Origin of the sequence: Microvirga ossetica, from assembly GCF_002741015.1 — a bacterium.
GTDB lineage: Bacteria > Pseudomonadota > Alphaproteobacteria > Rhizobiales > Beijerinckiaceae > Microvirga > Microvirga ossetica.
Genome location: NZ_CP016620.1, coordinates 53,989 through 69,467 on the forward strand (window position 1 = coordinate 53,989; position 15,479 = coordinate 69,467).

The window sequence follows — 15,479 nt, forward strand, 5'->3', positions numbered from 1 at the left end:
GCCTGTACAATCGGATTATGTTGAACCTCGTCCACCCGCACCAAGAGCCCCGACAATCTCAGGCCACCCCTCGCGGACGCTGCGCAGACGCGGAGCCCAGCCGCTTTCCTGCTGAATCTTGCGGTTCGAGATCCGCAACGATCGGCTCAAAACCTGCCCGACCGAGCCTAACAGGGGCGTAAGCCACGCGGGTGGTAATCTGGGGGAGGAGACGTCAAGCGCCGCGGTCAGAGTGTCCACGTATGCCCGGTGCGTGACTGGTTCATCATCCGCGACATTGTAAACACCGGCAGGTGCCCTGAGCACGGCGATAACTGCGGCGGCGGCATCGTCATGCGAGATTGAGGAGATGTAGGCTCCTGGCAGGCCCGGAAGAGGCGCCCATCCTTTGCGAACCCACCAGATCAAATCGCGTACTTGCAGGGCATCTGCGCCATAGAAGGCGGCGAACCGCAGAATCACACCGCGTCCACCAGCGTCGGTGAAACGCTGCGCCGCTGCCTCCGCATCAATGATGGTGCGATTGTAGGCGGCCGGGACGAGAGGCGTGGATTCGTCAATCCAGTGATCGCCGCTATCCGGGTAAGCCGGAGCAAAGGACTCCTGCACGAACAAATTCGCACCAGCCGACAGAGCCGCATCAACCAAGTTGCTGGAGGCCACCTTTCGGATCCTGTCGTTTTCTCTCCACGCGCTGCGGAAGAGCATCCTGGTGGATGAGGACGGCATGTGGGTCGCCAGATTGACCACGGCATCATGGCCAGCCACTGCCCGCCGGAGCCCCTCGGTATCGAACAGGTCGACGGCGACAGGTTCAGCTCCAGCCTGCCGCAAGGTCTCTTGTTTGGCAGAGTTGCGTCCGACCGCCGTCACCTGATGCCCTTGCGTGCTCAACTCATGAACCACGCGGCGCCCGATCACACCGGTTGCTCCGGTCAGGAAAATGCGCATGGAACCTCCCCATTGAGTTCTAGCTGGGAATTCAAACGTTCAGGGCGGTGATAGAGCACGAACGCTTTCAGCCTCATGCGAATTCGTCGCGAGGCAATTAGCGGTCGGCGGCACGAGGCACGGCCGGCATCGAGAATCGAAGGCTACGCGGTTCCAAACCATCGCAGATCGCCAATCCACACCCAGTTGAAATTACCTATTTTCGATATTAGAGTCTATTATCTAATTGAGTCGATCGACCTCGGGATCCGAGCAAAGGGTGACGTAGCGGTGCCCCGCCCAGCCAAGTTTACTCCCGATGCCATCTTGAAGGCGGCCTCAGAGATCGTCGCTGCCCGGGGGCCGGGTGCGACCACCATGGGCGAAATCGCCGTCAAGCTCGGTGCGCCGAGCGGATCCCTCTATCACCGCTTCCAGTCGAGAGACGAGCTCCTCGGCCGGGTCTGGCTGCAGAAGGCAACTTTCTTTCAAAACGCGTTCGCGCGTGCCCTCGACGAAGTCGATCCTCGTAAGGCCGCGGTCGAAGCAGCCCTGTCGCTGCCGCGAACCGTCCGGGCTGATTTCGCGGGAGCCCGCATCATGCTCCTGCATCGGCGAGAGGACTTCATGAGCGGCGGCTGGCCAAAGCCGATGCAGGACGAGGCAGCGCGTCTCGGACAGCAGGTTCGCGACGTCATGCATGAATTCACGTCCCGGCTGTTCAACGCCAATACCAAAGCGGCCAGGCTGACGACGCACTTTGCGATCCTGGATGTCCCGTTCGCGGCGGTCCGCCGCTACGTCGGCGCCAACGAGGTTCCGCCCCTGGCAGTCGACCGCCTCATTGCTGCGGCCGTCAATGCGATCCTTGACCAACAGGCAACGGGAACACGCAAGCAGGGAGATTGATATGAGCCCTGAACCAGATAGCCCGGGCGTTGCAGACGGAATGAGGCGCGGCGGCTGCGCGGCCAATATCGCCGTCGTGCGTCGGCTTTTCGAGGCGATTGAGACCCGCGGCGATCCGAAGGACTTCGCCGCACGATGGGCGGCCTATGTCGAGATGTACGACCCCGACGTCGTGATCCACGAGGCCTTCGGTCTTCCCTGTGGCGGCGATTACTCGGGAGACGACGCCGTGGCGCGCCACGCGCAAGCGTTCAATGCCGCATGGCAAGGCCTGCAATCGATCAACGACAGAAGCCTTGAGCCACGCTTCCTGGCCGATGGCGACCACGTTATCGTTCTGTGGCGCCAGAAGGGGACGTCCGCCGACGGAGAAGTCTTCGACATGCCTGCCGTGAGCGTCTACCAGATGAAGGACGGTCGCATCATCGACGCCCGGATGTTCCACTTCGACACGGCTGCGGTCATCGGGTTTCTGAAGCGGGCCAGCCGTTTAGTGTCAGCGGAGAGCTGACATGTCGCCTCGCATCCGGCTGCGCGTTATCGATCGCGGGGAGGATGCGGCGACATGCTGAATCTGGCTGCTGCCGCATTGACCTTCTTCGCTCTTCACCGGATCGTCTCCGGGAGCCATGTTCGTGATCGCATCGTAGGCTTGATCGGCGAAACGCCGTTCCGACGTGCGTTCGCGCTCGCGTCTTTGGCTTGCCTGATTTGGCTGTGGCTCGGATTTCTATCGGCTCGCACCAGTGCGTGGAACGGGCTGCTATTTACCCCGCGTGCGACCTTCGCAATCCTGCAAGTTCCGTTACAACTTCTGGCTTTTCTGCTCATTGTTGCAGGTGTAACAACTCGCAACCCGACCATTGCGGGGATGGGTGCGGCAGTCTCTGATCGCGATATCGTGCGGGGTGTGCTTCGGATTTCGAGGCACCCTTTCCTTTGGGGCATAGCCCTTTTTGCGGCCGGCCACATGCTCGTTGATCCCAGCGTCGCCGCATGGGGATTTTTCGGGACGCTGCTCGTGCTTGCATTGACAGGCACGCTGAGCATCGACGCAAAGCGGCATCGGGCGTTTGGCGACAACTGGAAAGCGTTCGCCACAGCAACCTCCAACGTTCCTTTCCAGGCGATCGCGACCAGACGCCAACGCCTCAAGTTTAGAGAGATCGGCTGGTGGCGACCTCTGGCCGGGTTTGCTCTGTACGCCCTGCTGATACTCGCGCATCCGTACCTCTTCGGTGTCTCAGCGGTGCCTTAGCCCATGGATGAAAGAGCTCTCAGCGCGAAGAATGAAGAGGGAGCGGCACTGGTCGGGGCGCTGATCGTGCGCGACGGGATGCTGCTGCTTGGCCGACGCAGCGCCGAGAGGGCTGTCTGTCCCGACACATGGGACGTCATTGGCGGCCATGTCGAAGCGGGCGAAACGTTCGAGGACGCGCTGCTGCGGGAAGTGGAGGAGGAGATTGGAATCCGGCCACTCGTTTACGATGAGCATTCTCGCCACTCGTTGCCTAAGAGCGGCGTGCTCGTGCTGTTCCAAATCGTCAGCTGGTCAGGCGGCGAACCAAGGCTACGGAATGATGAGCATGTCGAGTTGAGGTGGTTTCCGGTTCGCGCCGCCTGCAGGCTGACACAGCTCGCCGCACCGGAATACGTCCCGATCTTTCGCTCGCTCGAGGTCACAACACGCGTTCCACCGTAGCGGTCGGGGGAGTGTCAGCTCGAGCGGATGAGCCCACCCGGCTCACGTCTGTTCGAGGTCGGTAAAGGTCGCGCAGGGGTGTCTGGAAATGAACTGGCAAGACGTGGCACTGGGACTAGCGGGAGGGATCGGCTGCTTCGTGGCGGTGGTCCATGGCGTCTTGATCGAGCGCTGGGTGGTCAAGCCGATCGGGAAGCTCGTCGCCGCCGACGCTCGGATGGCGCCTTCGACGCGCCGGCTCGTGCCGCCGCTCCTGCATCTGAGCACCTTCGCCTGGTTCCTCGGCGGTCTCGCCCTCATTGGTGCGGCGATCTGGCTGGGCCGCGACGCGCAGCTCGCACTCGGTGCGTTCGTGGGCAGCCTTTACGTGTTCGGCGCCGTCGCGAACCTGTGGGCGACGCGCGGCCGCCATCCTGGCTGGATGCTGATGGTGGTGGCGCTCGTCCTCATCGTTTCGGCTCTGAGCGGATCCGGGGGCTGATCCAAAGGGGCGGATTTAAGACGGCTCGTCAATCCAGAGACTGTGGGGCCAGAGGAGAAGCGCCCGACGCGCGGCTTGTGCCCAAAGGCATATCGCATGTCCGAGATCGTGTGGGTGATCCGGGAGATGACGGCTTAAGCGTTCACGGTATCCGGTTCCGGCAACCTGGGCCTCGCCCTCCCTAATGGGGAATCGCGCGGCGCTGAATGCAGTTGGTCCCCTCGAGAATTCGATCGCCTCCGCCTTGGCGAGGCCCAGGCACAGAGCGATCGCCTCGGTCAGGCTCGTGGCTACTCCGACCGGGCACGGCACCTTATTCGATAGCGGCGGTTCTCAAATCGTGAAGCGTGAGGCATGTCTTGGCTTCTGCTCTCCGGACCTTAGCCGAAATGCTCCAAGACGAAATCCCGGCTCTCCTTCCCCGTATCCCCGGCCACCAGTTCGTCCTCTATGGCGACGCCTGCTCCGGCGTGCCCGGTGCCCCGCATGAGGCGACGTTCGCCTCAGTCAACGCGGTGATCCGCCGGCTGTGGCCTCAGCCTGAGTTCATCCTCTTCCCAGGCGATGAGATCATCGGCCTCACGGCCGACGCCGACGCGCTGCGGGCGCAGTGGCGGCATTGGCTCGACCACGAGATGGGCTGGCTCGACCGCCAGACGATCCCGCTCTGGCACACCACCGGGAACCACACGACCTACGACACCGTGAGCGAGGACGTGTTCCGGGAGGTGCTCGACCTGCCCAGGAACGGGCCACCCGGGCAGGAGGGGCTGTCGTACTGGGTCAGGCGCGGCGACCTCCTGCTGGTCGTCGTCCACACCCTCTGGACCGGACTGGGCGGGGAGGGGCACGTCGAGACCGAGTGGCTCGAGAGCGTGCTGCACCAGCATGCCGATGCCCGGCACAAGCTCGTTCTGGGCCACCATCCCATCTACCCCGTCAATGGCTTCTCCGGACCGTACCAGCACGAGATCGGCCCCGAGCACGCGGGCCGCTTCTGGGACATCTTGGTGGAGGCGGACGTGCTCGCCTACCTGTGCAGTCATATCCTCGCCTTCGACGTGCAGGTGCACCGGGGCGTGCTCCAGATCTGCACGGCAGGGGCGGGGACGGCCCACCGGATGCCGGAGGGGATCGAGTATCTCCACTGCGTCCAAGCAGCGCTCGACGATCATGGGCTGCGCTATCAAGTCCTCGACACGGACGGAGTCGCGCGCGAGCGCCTGGAATGGCCGATGGCACCGTTCTCCACCGAACGGTGGCGGGACCTTGCCAGGGGCGAGGGTCTCGCGTCTGTCACTGGACGACTGCAATCGGGCAGCAGGGTCGAGTTCCGCTTCCGGGGCCGCATGGCGGCCGACGCCGTCAGCTCGGCGCAGACGCTGCTATCCGCCTTCTCGCCTGGAAGCATCGCTCCGGTATGGATTGGTTTGCAGGGACCGCGGCAAACCCTGACCCTGGTCATGGGACGCGAACCAGGTCGCAGCCCGCATTACTGGATCGGCCCCGACCTTCCGGCTGGCCAAGACTTCGACGTTCATCTCGCCATCAACTCCGACATGGGGCCGGGCGGCGTGCTTCATCAGCCTTGGGGCGAGGGACGGTGGACCTCGTTTGCGGCCGCGTCCGCGACGGGGCTGGAGACGCTGCATTGGCCCGACCGGTGGAGCGTCGGACATGGGCAGCATGGCGGCGGGGACCGGCCCTTCGCGGGACCGGACCTGACGGTTAAGGTTGCCATCGGCTAGAGGTTCGCCAGGACGGCGGTACTAAGGAGGGGAGCTTGATGCGCTCAAACGTGATGGACGAGGTGGCGACGATCATGCGCCAGGCCGCCGCCGAGGCCATCCTGCCGCGCTACCGGAAGCTGCTGGCAGGCGACGTCGAGGAGAAGACACCTGGCGAGGTGGTAACGGTCGCAGACCGGGAGGCCGAGCAGATCATCAGCCCCAGGTTGGCGGCGCTCCTCGCCGGCTCACGTGTCGTCGGAGAGGAAGCCGTGGCCACGAATCCGTCGCTGATGGACGGGCTCGACGAAGGCCGCGTCTGGCTAGTCGATCCACTCGACGGGACCGCCAACTTCGTGGCCGGCTCGTCCGCCTTCTCCGTCATGGTCGCGTTCCTGCAGGACGGCCGGACGATGGCCTCGTGGCTCCTGGACCCGGTCAGCGGCCAACTGTCGGTCGCTTCCCGCGGTGAGGGAGCCTTCATCGACGGCGTCCGCGTTCGTGCTTCGACGGTCTCCCTATCCGCCTCTGAATGCCGCGGCTCCGTGCTCACACGGTTCCTGCCGGAGGAGCTCAAGGAGCAATTCCAGGCGGGAGCGGCCCGTCTCTCGGAAGTGCTGCCGGGAGCCAAATGCGCCGGCGTCGACTATCCCTCGATCATCCAGGGCACTCAGAACTTCCTGATGTTCTGGCGTCTCCTGCCCTGGGACCATGCCCCTGGCGCGCTCCTTGTTACCGAGGCTGGAGGGCATGTCGCCCGCCTCGATGGATCGGAGTACCGGCCGTCGGACCAGCGGCCCGGCCTGCTCATCGGCCAGAGCCGCGAGGTATGGGATACCGTCAGGAGCACCCTCCTGAAAGGGCGAGCCGAATGAGCGGGTCCTTGCATCCGACGAGGAGCCTGCCAGAGCTTGGGCTCGAAGCCTACCGCATGCCTGAGGCAGAAGTGGCCTTGCGGTTAGCCGCGTTCATCCTATCGCTGCCCGGCTCCGGAGCGATGGCCAGCGTCGGAATCGACGTGGCGAGCATCAAGGTCGGCGACGCCGTCGACTTCGACATCGGCCGCTTCATGGCCGGCACCGGATGGGAGCCAATCAAGGAGCCGCAGGTCGGCCGGAACGCTTGGACCGGCGCATACCGGCGCGGCGACAAGACCATCCGCGTGCACTCACGGCCGGGCGAGGGCGACGTGGTCACCCAAGTCAACGGCCGCCGCATTGTCGCGGAATGCACGAAGGGCCCGCTGGTCCACAAGCCCGGACGAGCAGAGCATTCGCTGCTCACGACGGCACTGGGCCAGGCGCTTTTGTTCGACGTCTCCGCCGACGACATCGTGGTCGCCGTGGTGCCGGAATCGCCGGTGTTCCGCAAGCTTGCGGAGACCTGGCGGAGCCGCCCTCTCGTCAGACAGGCCGGCATCCAGATCGCCCTCGTGGCACGCGACGGGGCAGTCTCGGGCTTGAACGTCTCGTCATCTGCTGGGTAACTCATCACCAGTCTCCAGTCAGATGGCTAACCGACCCGAGCGCGAGGCCACGTGAGTCGTTTGCGCGAGAATGTTCAACGAGAGCGTCTTTGACATGGGGAAGGGCCAGTTAGGGTAGTTAAACGGCAGCTAGGATCATGTTGATCCATCTGCTCTCTAACTGGCATTCGGTGATCTGTTGATGTAGCACATTGATTATGCCTGCATTCGACAAAAGCCAGTTACAAGCCCACATCGCTATGGGGCGAATTGGAGCCGTGTCTCTCGACACGTCCATCTTCGATCAATACCAGAACAACCTCGCGTCCCCGGCGCTGCTCGGCCTTCGCCAATTCCGTGGCACCGCCACTCAATTCGTGCTTTCCGAGGTAGTGCTCGGCGAGGTGAAGTCCCACATAGCAGATCGCGCCGCGGGGGCTAAGCTCAAGCTTGATACTGCTTTGAAAGGGATAAGGAAGGCGTGGCGGAACGATATTGACAGTGCTGCCGTCGCCCACCTGCTCGGGACAGGACGAACACCACAGGCACTTGCGGACCAAGCCGTTTCGGAGTTCTCCATTAACGTAGCGTACGAACTCATTTGTGCCGACGGGCTCGTCACCCACGCCGAAGTGCTCAGGAGATATTTCGATGCAATCGCCCCGTTCTCGAGGAGCGAAGCGAAAAAGAACGAGTTCCCTGATGCCTTGGCGCTTCTGTCGCTAGAGGCATGGGCGGCGCATAACAACACGATCATGCTGCTAGTGAGCCGCGATGGAGACTGGAAGTCATTTGCGGACACGTCCGATCACTTGATCTGCGTGAACGACCTCGCGACCGCTCTTGATTACTTTAATAGCGAAAGCCGTTTCGTTGCGGAGCGCGCAGTTGGCCTCCTGCGGAACAGCGAGGCGCCAAATTTCCATTCCGCCGTTGAGACCGCGCTTGAGGCGTTCCTAGAGACCTTCGATCCAGACATCCAGGCTTGGTCGGCGATGGAGTATGACCTCGAGACCCTCGAATGCGCGCTGCAGTGGTGGGAGATCGACGAAGACAGCGAGGTGAAAGTCTTAAACGCGGACGAGGAGGGTATTCTCTTCTCGATGATGGTACGGGCGATCGTGAACTTCTCCGGAACCTTTGAATTTTCGGTCCGTGACAGTGTCGACCGCGACTACGTCAGCATGGGCTCCAACACCGTGGACCGCGATGAAACCATCAAGATCTCACTGGTCATTTGGATTGGTCGTCAGTTCGATCACGAGCCGGACGTCCACGAGATCGAGATAACGCCGCCCCGTGTGTCAATCGACTTCGGCAACATCGACCCCAGATGGGACGACGACGAGTAGGTGATACCCGGCAAGCAGGGACATTCTATTCGACCAGCTCAATCATGGGTTCCGTCGCAAATCCGGAGTAGGGACGAGAGAATGGCAGGTCTTCGTTACGCGCTCATGCAGCGAGCCGCTCGAATTGCTCGGCTAGCGACAGCTGCTGATTGCAGGCATATTTCGCCTGCTGTTTGCGCATCATATGGATCAACTCGATGCCACGTAAGATCACGCGGGCGCTGGCAACGGACTTGAAGCCGAGCATTGGACGCACGCGGCGTTTGACGGCGCGGTGATCCTGCTCAATCCGGTTATTAAGGTATTGACTCTGCCGGATGCTGATCGGCTTGAGCCCGCGTCTTGAACGATCCTGCAGACGGCTCTCAGCATCACACGCCAGGATGGCTTCCCGATTGGTCTGGCTGCCATCGATGACGATCCTCTCGGGCCGGCCGTGGCGCTTGAGCGCCTTGCGCAGGAACCGTTTGGCCGCAGTAAGGTTACCCCGCTCGCTGAACCAGAACTCGACCGTGTCGCCATTACTGTCGATGGCCCGGTAGAGATACGTCCAACGCCCGCGCACCTTGATGTAAGTTTCATCCACGTGCCATTTCCGGCTGACGCTTCGTTTGCGAAGGTTGAAGCGCTTGAGCAGTTCGGGCGAGTAGCGAATAACCCACCTGTGGACGGTCGCATGATCGACGGAGATGCCCCGCTCGGCCATCATCTCTTCCAGGTTCCGCAGGCTCAGATTGTAAGCCAAATACCACCGGACGCAGAGCAGGATCACGGATCGATCAAAATGCCGGCCCTTGAACACCGCGTCCTCCAATATTGTGACTGAGGTCTCAATAGCTGAAACTCTGAAACAAATTGTTGCGACAGATCCGTAGGGTTGGCCCAAGCGAGACTTTGCCGCTCGGCCTGTAAGCGATGACTACACAGTTATGCCCACCTGTCCTCGACCTGGCCCCTACATTCCGAGGCATAAGAACGATCGATGTTGAGCACCGCGAATAGCCAAGCTTGAGTTGCTGATCCTTTTGCCTAGATACGCCCCATCGTTTGTGGATTGCTCAAGGTCAGGCGCATGGGGTTAGAAGAACAACACAGCGGACAACGCGAGGAAGACCGCTTTCGGCTTCTGGTGGAGGCCGTCACCGACTACGCCATCTACATGCTTGACCCGAAGGGCAATGTGGCAAGCTGGAACCCCGGGGCACAGCGCTTCAAAGGCTATCTGCCCCACGAGATCATCGGCCAACACTTCTCGCGCTTCTATACCGAGGAAGACCGCGCGGTTGACCTGCCGCGCAGGGCCCTACGAACGGCCGATCAGGAAGGGCGGTTCGAACATGAGGGCTGGCGCGTCCGCAAGGACGGCACCCGCTTCTGGGCTCACGTGGTTATCGATCCAATCCGCGACGCCTCAACCGGGACACTCATCGGGTATGCCAAAATCACCCGCGACATGACCGAGCGCAAGCTCGCTCAGGGTAGCCTGCGGCGCAGCGAGGAGCGGTTCCGCATGCTGGTGCAGGGCGTGACCGATTACGCCATCTATATGCTTGACCCGGACGGCTGCATCACGAACTGGAACACGGGAGCTCAGCGCATCAAAGGCTACAGCGAGGACGAGATCGTCGGCCAACACTTCTCGCGCTTCTATACCCCAGAGGATCAGGAAGCGGGGCTCCCGGCAGTGTCGCTTGCAACGGCTGCCCGGGAAGGACGCTTTGAGAAAGAGGCGTGGCGCGTCCGCAAGGATGGCACCCGGTTCTGGGCTGGCGTGGTCATCGATCCGATCTTTGCTCCCGATGGAACCCTGCTGGGCTACGCCAAGATCACCCGTGATCTGACAGAGCGCCGAGAAGCCCAGATCGCCCTGGAGCAGGCCCGTGCGGCTTTGTTCCAGGCGCAGAAGATGGAGGCCATCGGGCAGCTCACGGGCGGGATTGCACACGACTTCAACAACCTACTCACCGTGATCGTGAACGGCCTCGATCTGCTCTCGCGCCGTATTCAGGATCCCAAGGACACCAAGATCGTCGAGGGCATGCATCGCGCCGCCGAACGGGGCCAGAGCCTCAACCGCCAGCTTCTGGCCTTTGCCCGCCGCCAGCCCCTGAAGCCGGAGACGGCGAACCCAAATGCCGTGATCAAAGGATTCGAGGCCGTGCTGCGCCGGGCTTGTGGGGAGCTGATCACTGTCGACATCACGCTGGCTTCGAGCGTCCGATCCATTGAGGTGGACGTCCCACAGTTCGAAGCTGCCCTGCTGAACCTTGTTGTCAACGCTCGTGACGCCATGCCGGAGGGCGGAAAGATCATGATTTCATCGCGCAATGTGACGCTCGATCAGGAGCGTGCCAACCTGTTGAGTCTTCAGCCCGGCAGCTATGTTGCCCTCACGGTGGGCGACCACGGGCCGGGTATTCCCGAGGATGTGCAGGCGCGGGTGTTCGAGCCCTTCTTCACCACGAAGGAAGTCGGCAAGGGAACAGGGCTCGGGCTGAGCCAGGTTTACGGGTTCGTGACCCAGTCCGGTGGACAGGTTGAGTTGGATACCGAGATCGGCAAAGGCACGCGTGTCCAGCTCTTCATCCCCGCCATTTCCGGAGGTGAAGGTGAGGATGACGATGAAGGCGAAGGTGAAGCGGCACAGCCGCCCCGGCAGAGTCTCGGCACCGATCTGATTGTCGAGGACGAGCCGGACGTTCTGGACATGGCCATCCAGATCTTCGAGAGCCTCGGATATGATGTGCTCTCAGCCTCGAACGCTCGTGCGGCCCTCGATGTGCTCAAGCAGGAGGAGCAGATTGATGTGCTGTTCTCCGACGTTGTTATGCCTGGTGGCATGAACGGAGTTGAACTGGCTCAGGAGGCTCGCCGCATGCGGCCGGCCATGAAGCTGCTGCTGGCCTCGGGCTATCCAATGTCTGCACTGGATCATCCTGAGCTGAAGGAGATTTCCTTCATCAGCAAGCCATACCGCTGGACGGAACTGGACGAGAGGCTCCGGGCTCTCCGCACGGGATCGCATTAAGGAAGTTGCTCAACTGGCCGCAAACCCGACCGCGTAAGGCTGGAGCACGCAGCAGCCTTGAAGTGGCACAGCGTGCAAGGCCCAAGCAAAGCGGATGACGATGCCTCCACATACTACCGGCCGCCGTATTCTCCTCGTCGAGGACGAGGCCATGATTGCGATGCTGGTCGAGGATATGCTCGAGGACCTCGGCCATGATCTGGCAGCGGTCGCCACGCGCCTCGAGGAGGCACTTGCCCTGAGCCGGAGCGCAGTCTTCGACTTGGCGATTCTGGACCTCAACTTGGGTAGCGCACTGACCTATCCAGTGGCGGACATGCTCCGGGATAAGGGCGTTCCATTCATCTTCGCCACGGGCTACGGCAGCGACGGGCTTAAGGAGGCTTATGCGGATCTGCCGACCCTGCAAAAGCCGTTCAACCAAGAGGCTCTGGGCCACGCAATCACAGCCGCCCTCGTCTCGACGCCCTGAAAGCCCCTGGTTTCTCCAGTGGGGTGGAACTTCCCGCACATTCTGTGGTGGGCGGGTTCACCCAAGCCGGAGCACCGAGATGAACCAGTCCGACCAAGCGAGACGAGCTACAAGGACGGCGACAAGCCGGTCAGGCGGATAGTGGTGAGCGCCGGAGGGGGACAGCGCGATCGGGCGAGCCATGGCGATTGCCTACGCCCGCAAGGACGCGGATCTGCCCTGATTGCTCGAACGCACCTTTATCCGGCTTATAAAGGGAGTTCTGCGAATTAGGCGGGCAGATTTCTGCACTGGCTTTTGCGAAAAAGTGCCATTGCAACGCTGCAAGGACAAGTCTCGTGTAAACGATTACACGGGGCAAAATGACCGACTACCGTGAAGTGCGTGAGAAGCTGCAAAAGCTGGAGAGCATTGAGGCCCGGCTAACGCAGCATGCGAAGACCACCCGCCTTGGGTTGATCTGGCTTACAGTCTTGGCACTCACATTACTTGTCCTCTTGGGCTACCAAATCGTTCGTCTGTAGGCCGGTCAGGGGCGGTGCTAGCTCATTCCATACTGACACTTAGGCGAAATTCACTCGCTCAATCTGCTACTTCGATGTGCTTGAGCCCTGATCAGGTTTTTCGCGGTATCGAGTTCGGGGTGGTTCCGGACCAACGTTTCCCGATCCGCGGCCAGGTTGTCCCAGGTTCTTGCCATCTCCAGAAGCTGATCGCGATGCTCGCCCTCGGGCACCTGCTTGGCGAGCACTCGGCATTCTTCAGCGTGTTTTCTGTATTCGGCTGCGGTTTTCATGATTGAGGCACCCCTATAAAGCGGAGCCTTTTATGGGGCACGATGCCGGAACGGCAACAGCCTCTGCCCTGTCAAAGTTGAGCATTCCATACTGGGTGTTCTGCGAAATTGGGCTGCGAGTTTTCGCGCGGGGTGAGCCGCGGTGTCCCAAACTGCCATAAGACTGTCACAAGCGAACAAGCACGGCCCTCCGGCTGCGTTAGACTGATGCGATGGAAATGCCGTCCCCCCGCAAGGCAGACCTGTCCCAATCGCCTCATGGCCGACGACCGCTCACCGAGGAGGTGCAGCGCTCGCTTCGGGTCAAGCTCATCCGGAATACCTGTACGTCTGACATGGTCGCCAGCCTCTACGCGGTGTCCCGCCGGACCCTATACCGGTACCTGAAAGCTGAAGGCCGCACGTTTCGGCAGGTGGCCAACGAGGTCCGCTGCGAGATTGCCTGCACGCTGCTCGCCGAGACGGACCTGACGCTCAGCCAGATTGCCGAGATCCTGAACTACTCCGAGATCAGCGCCTTCACCCGCGCCTTCCGGCGCTGGGCGGGTCAGCCACCGTCGGTCTGGCGCAGCAGTCATCGCGCGCAAAGGACGGTCACGGCGTCGCCGAGCTTGAAGCTGGCTTCGTCGAGGCGATCGACCATTCCATACTGTGGCTTATGCGAAATTGCGCGCGGCTTTAGGTGCGGGCGCGACAGGACCCTTATTCGGGAGTAAAATGACCGCAGTAGCGTTCCCGACGCTCTGACGAGCGCCGCCTGCCCATCATGCGGGAGAGCGGCCTATGTCTCTCAAGCTTGAGCTCTTTACAGCGATCGCCCTGCTCAGTTTCGAGCCACCCACCGAAGCCCATGACATCTACTCGCATTTGAGGGACAGGTTGGGGGGCAGTTGTTGCAATGAGAAGGATTGTCGACCGGCTCTTTACCGGATGACAGCGACCGGGGTGCAAATGTTCGTCGATGGCGAGTGGATCGTTGTGCCAGACTTTACTATCCAGTATCGAGCGCTGCTCGGTGACACGGGTGAAACAGCTGGGGGGCATTGGTGCGGGCGTATCCAAGATGGGAATGGCTACAGGCTGGGCTATGCAACCCGCTGTGCCATCCTACCGCCAAACGCGACAGCGATTTTTGAACCAGCGTTCGCCCTTCGTGAACGCCGCATCCAGCCTGTTCCCTAATGCGCCTTATCGGCATTACGCGTGTAGAACCCCGTTAGAAAGGTCACTCCTCTCCCCGTTACAAATGTCACTCTCCCTGGGTGATGGTGCTGGGGAGATTGGGTCTGATGACGGTGATCGGGATGAGCCGGCCGGAGATCGATCGGGTTCACATTCTGCGGGACGTCGTGGCGGAGCGAATTACGGTGCGCGAAGCTGCCCAACTGCTGCGGATCACACGGCGCCAAGTGTTCCGATTACTCAAGGCCTATCAGACCGGTGGTCCCACGGCCTTGGTGTCGCGCCGGCGCGGCAAGCCCAGCAACCGCTCCTACCCGGCGGCGCTGCGGACCGAGGTGCTGGCGCTGATCACAGCCAACTATGCCGATTTCGGCCCGACGCTCGCCTGCGAGAAGCTCGCCGAGCGGCACGGCATCGATCTGGGTGTCGAGACGATCCGGCGCTGGATGATCGCGGCGGGTCTCTGGCAGGAGCGCCGGCAGAAGCTCAAAGGGGTGCACCAGCCGCGCTATCGGCGCGACTGCGTCGGCGAACTCGTCCAGATCGACGGCTCCGAGCACTCCTGGTTCGAGGATCGCGGCCCACCCTGCACGCTTCTGGTCTACATTGACGATGCCACCAGCCGGCTGATGCACCTGAAGTTCGTCGAGACCGAGTCGACCTTTGATTATTTCCGATCGACCCGGGAGTACCTGGAGGCCTACGGCAAGCCGGTGGCGTTCTACTCCGACAAGCATGCCGTCTTCCGCGTCAACGGCAAAGGAGCGGTGGGCGGTGACGGCATGACCCAGTTCGGGCGCTGCATCAGCTCAACATCGACATCATCTGCGCCAACTCGCCCCAAGCCAAAGGCCGCGTCGAGCGCGCCAACGGCACCTTGCAGGACCGCCTGGTCAAGGAGATGCGACTGGCTGGGATCTCGACCCTTGAGGCGGGCAATGCCTTCCTGCCGGCATTCATGGCGGACTTCAACCGCCGCTTTGCCAAGGCGCCCTACAGCGACAAGGACCTGCATCGCCCGCTCAGCGAGGACGATGAGCTGGATGACGTGTTCGCCTGGCGCGAGGAGCGGACGGTCTCGCGCAATCTGACCCTGCAGTACGACCAGGTGCTGTTCATTCTCGAGCCGAACGCGATCACGCTGTCCCTCGCCCGCCAGCGGGTGACCGTCTATGACTATCCGGATGGGCGCTTTGCCATCAAGCACAAGGGCCTGGAGCTGCCCTACAGGCCCTTTGACCGCCGTCAGCAGGTGGATCAGGCGGCGGTCGTCGAGAACAAGCGGCTGGGCCCGGTTCTGGCCTATATCGCCGAGCGGCAGAAGGAGCTCGACATGAGCCGGAGCAACAGCGCCCCGCGGCGGCGCGGCCAAGGCAAGAGCCTGTTCAAGGTGGGTTGAGCTCTCAGCAGTCACTCCCCGGAGGTGACATCTCTA

Annotated in this window: 16 protein-coding genes and 1 pseudogene; 14 read left to right on the forward strand and 3 right to left on the reverse strand. The window is 61.9% G+C overall.

Features of this window, described 5'->3' with window-relative positions; genetic code table 11:
* Positions 1-15 precede the first annotated feature (15 nt).
* Positions 16-951 (reverse strand): NAD-dependent epimerase/dehydratase family protein, encoded by a 936-nt coding sequence (locus tag BB934_RS43115; protein WP_099515729.1) that lies wholly within the window; start codon positions 949-951, stop codon positions 16-18.
* A 270-nt stretch (positions 952-1,221) separates the two neighbouring features.
* Between BB934_RS43115 and BB934_RS43120 the strand changes: the two genes are divergently transcribed.
* The 9 genes from BB934_RS43120 to BB934_RS43160 all read left to right on the forward strand — a co-directional run bounded on the left by BB934_RS43120 (position 1,222) and on the right by BB934_RS43160 (position 8,566).
* The gene (locus tag BB934_RS43120; protein ID WP_157934682.1) at positions 1,222-1,839 is read left to right on the forward strand and encodes a TetR/AcrR family transcriptional regulator; all 618 of its coding nucleotides are present in this window, start codon (positions 1,222-1,224) and stop codon (positions 1,837-1,839) included.
* A gap of 1 nt (position 1,840) precedes the next feature.
* Positions 1,841-2,350 carry a nuclear transport factor 2 family protein gene (locus tag BB934_RS43125; RefSeq protein ID WP_157934683.1) on the forward strand — a complete coding sequence of 170 codons (510 nt, stop codon included), beginning with the start codon at positions 1,841-1,843 and terminating at the stop codon, positions 2,348-2,350.
* Positions 2,351-2,404: 54 nt separating this feature from the next.
* Positions 2,405-3,097: an NnrU family protein gene (locus BB934_RS43130; RefSeq protein ID WP_099515732.1), complete on the forward strand. Its 693-nt coding sequence runs from the start codon at positions 2,405-2,407 to the stop codon at positions 3,095-3,097.
* A gap of 3 nt (positions 3,098-3,100) precedes the next feature.
* A complete protein-coding gene (locus BB934_RS43135; RefSeq protein WP_099515733.1) occupies positions 3,101-3,541 on the forward strand; it encodes an NUDIX hydrolase in 441 nt (146 codons plus the stop codon).
* 88 nt (positions 3,542-3,629) lie between these two features.
* Positions 3,630-4,022 (forward strand): hypothetical protein, encoded by a 393-nt coding sequence (locus BB934_RS43140; protein WP_099515734.1) that lies wholly within the window; start codon positions 3,630-3,632, stop codon positions 4,020-4,022.
* A gap of 389 nt (positions 4,023-4,411) precedes the next feature.
* Entirely contained in the window at positions 4,412-5,770 is a 1,359-nt protein-coding gene (locus BB934_RS43145) for a metallophosphoesterase family protein (RefSeq protein ID WP_099515735.1), read from the forward strand.
* A 38-nt stretch (positions 5,771-5,808) separates the two neighbouring features.
* Positions 5,809-6,624 carry an inositol monophosphatase family protein gene (locus BB934_RS43150; RefSeq protein ID WP_099515736.1) on the forward strand — a complete coding sequence of 272 codons (816 nt, stop codon included), beginning with the start codon at positions 5,809-5,811 and terminating at the stop codon, positions 6,622-6,624.
* A complete protein-coding gene (locus BB934_RS43155) occupies positions 6,621-7,235 on the forward strand; it encodes a hypothetical protein (RefSeq protein WP_099515737.1) in 615 nt (204 codons plus the stop codon). Before BB934_RS43150 ends, BB934_RS43155 begins: the two co-directional genes overlap by 4 nt.
* Positions 7,236-7,492: 257 nt before the next feature.
* Positions 7,493-8,566 (forward strand): PIN domain-containing protein, encoded by a 1,074-nt coding sequence (locus tag BB934_RS43160; protein ID WP_157934684.1) that lies wholly within the window; start codon positions 7,493-7,495, stop codon positions 8,564-8,566.
* Positions 8,567-8,669: 103 nt separating this feature from the next.
* On the opposite strand, the gene BB934_RS43165 is transcribed toward BB934_RS43160, so the two are convergent.
* Positions 8,670-9,368: an IS6 family transposase gene (locus tag BB934_RS43165; protein ID WP_099516118.1), complete on the reverse strand. Its 699-nt coding sequence runs from the start codon at positions 9,366-9,368 to the stop codon at positions 8,670-8,672.
* 270 nt (positions 9,369-9,638) lie between these two features.
* Between BB934_RS43165 and BB934_RS43170 the strand changes: the two genes are divergently transcribed.
* Positions 9,639-11,594, forward strand: coding sequence for a hybrid sensor histidine kinase/response regulator (locus BB934_RS43170; RefSeq protein ID WP_099515739.1), 1,956 nt, complete (start codon positions 9,639-9,641; stop codon positions 11,592-11,594).
* A 100-nt stretch (positions 11,595-11,694) separates the two neighbouring features.
* Positions 11,695-12,066, forward strand: coding sequence for a response regulator (locus BB934_RS43175; RefSeq protein ID WP_099516119.1), 372 nt, complete (start codon positions 11,695-11,697; stop codon positions 12,064-12,066).
* A 574-nt stretch (positions 12,067-12,640) separates the two neighbouring features.
* Here the strand turns inward: BB934_RS43175 and BB934_RS48135 are convergent.
* The gene (locus BB934_RS48135; protein WP_157934685.1) at positions 12,641-12,862 is read right to left on the reverse strand and encodes a hypothetical protein; all 222 of its coding nucleotides are present in this window, start codon (positions 12,860-12,862) and stop codon (positions 12,641-12,643) included.
* A gap of 218 nt (positions 12,863-13,080) precedes the next feature.
* On the opposite strand from BB934_RS48135, the gene BB934_RS43185 reads away from it, so the two are divergent.
* The 3 genes and pseudogenes from BB934_RS43185 (at position 13,081) to BB934_RS43195 (ending at position 15,443) form a co-directional block, all read left to right on the forward strand.
* On the forward strand, positions 13,081-13,578 hold the full coding sequence (locus tag BB934_RS43185) for a helix-turn-helix domain-containing protein (protein ID WP_099516120.1): 498 nt from the start codon (positions 13,081-13,083) through the stop codon (positions 13,576-13,578).
* Between the two features lie 67 nt (positions 13,579-13,645).
* On the forward strand, positions 13,646-14,044 hold the full coding sequence (locus tag BB934_RS43190) for a hypothetical protein (protein WP_099515741.1): 399 nt from the start codon (positions 13,646-13,648) through the stop codon (positions 14,042-14,044).
* 107 nt (positions 14,045-14,151) lie between these two features.
* Positions 14,152-15,443 (forward strand): annotated as a pseudogene (locus tag BB934_RS43195) (ISNCY family transposase).
* The last annotated feature ends 36 nt before the right edge of the window (positions 15,444-15,479 follow it).

Bases quoted from the DNA above. Each gene is read 5' to 3' on its own strand.
- BB934_RS43115 (WP_099515729.1), bottom strand. From the start codon at position 951: ATGCGCATTTTCCTGACCGGAGCAACCGGTGTGATCGGGCGCCGCGTG.
- BB934_RS43125 (WP_157934683.1), top strand. From the start codon at position 1,841: ATGAGCCCTGAACCAGATAGCCCGGGCGTTGCAGACGGAATGAGGCGC.
- BB934_RS43130 (WP_099515732.1), top strand. From the start codon at position 2,405: ATGCTGAATCTGGCTGCTGCCGCATTGACCTTCTTCGCTCTTCACCGG.
- BB934_RS43135 (WP_099515733.1), top strand. From the start codon at position 3,101: ATGGATGAAAGAGCTCTCAGCGCGAAGAATGAAGAGGGAGCGGCACTG.
- BB934_RS43140 (WP_099515734.1), top strand. From the start codon at position 3,630: ATGAACTGGCAAGACGTGGCACTGGGACTAGCGGGAGGGATCGGCTGC.
- BB934_RS43145 (WP_099515735.1), top strand. From the start codon at position 4,412: ATGCTCCAAGACGAAATCCCGGCTCTCCTTCCCCGTATCCCCGGCCAC.
- BB934_RS43150 (WP_099515736.1), top strand. From the start codon at position 5,809: ATGCGCTCAAACGTGATGGACGAGGTGGCGACGATCATGCGCCAGGCC.
- BB934_RS43155 (WP_099515737.1), top strand. From the start codon at position 6,621: ATGAGCGGGTCCTTGCATCCGACGAGGAGCCTGCCAGAGCTTGGGCTC.
- BB934_RS43170 (WP_099515739.1), top strand. From the start codon at position 9,639: ATGGGGTTAGAAGAACAACACAGCGGACAACGCGAGGAAGACCGCTTT.
- BB934_RS43175 (WP_099516119.1), top strand. From the start codon at position 11,695: ATGCCTCCACATACTACCGGCCGCCGTATTCTCCTCGTCGAGGACGAG.
- BB934_RS48135 (WP_157934685.1), bottom strand. From the start codon at position 12,862: ATGAAAACCGCAGCCGAATACAGAAAACACGCTGAAGAATGCCGAGTG.
- BB934_RS43185 (WP_099516120.1), top strand. From the start codon at position 13,081: ATGCCGTCCCCCCGCAAGGCAGACCTGTCCCAATCGCCTCATGGCCGA.
- BB934_RS43190 (WP_099515741.1), top strand. From the start codon at position 13,646: ATGTCTCTCAAGCTTGAGCTCTTTACAGCGATCGCCCTGCTCAGTTTC.